Source organism: Pseudomonas tremae, from assembly GCF_001401155.1.
Classification (GTDB): Bacteria; Pseudomonadota; Gammaproteobacteria; order Pseudomonadales; family Pseudomonadaceae; genus Aquipseudomonas; species Aquipseudomonas tremae.
Map to the genome: position 1 here is coordinate 1 of NZ_LJRO01000357.1, position 508 is coordinate 508.

Here is a 508-nt window from a genome sequence, read left to right on the forward strand (position 1 = left end):
GACGCATTCTTGAGGACTTGCACGGCAGCTTGCCTGACCCGGCCCTTGGCGGAGGTACTCCCTGTACCCCTAGGTCACGCCGATCCATTCGATCAACGCATCCCGGCCCCTTGGTCATGCGCGCACCTTCCTCATGCCGCACAAACAAGAGAGGTATCGGCTTCTGAAGCCGATACCTTCTTCTAAATCAATACCAGTTCGGGTCTTTGCGCAGCTCTTCATTCAAGAGCTTTTGCATGCCCTCGTCAGGCTTACCCAGGAAGCGGTAAGTCGCGTGACGAGTTGGTGATTTATCTGCAGGCAAGCCCGCAGGTACTTCAACCAACATGGCGTAGGCATCTTCCTTGTCGAGGCTGAAAGCCACGATAAGGCGTTTGCTTTTGCACGTATCGGCAGTTTCGCAAAGCGGCCCGACAAGATACTTGTCACCGTCTTCGGTGGCCGCTGTCATCTGCTGCTCGGAAGCCCCGGACAGGTTAATCACCCAATCCGGCAACCGCTCTTCCTT

At 55.9% G+C, this 508-nt stretch carries 1 protein-coding gene; it reads right to left on the reverse strand.

The genetic code is table 11. From position 1 onward, the window contains the following. Positions 1–187 precede the first annotated feature (187 nt). Positions 188–508 (reverse strand): inhibitor of vertebrate lysozyme family protein (locus ALO43_RS19910; RefSeq protein ID WP_054997945.1); only part of this gene is annotated, 321 nt, incomplete at its 5' end.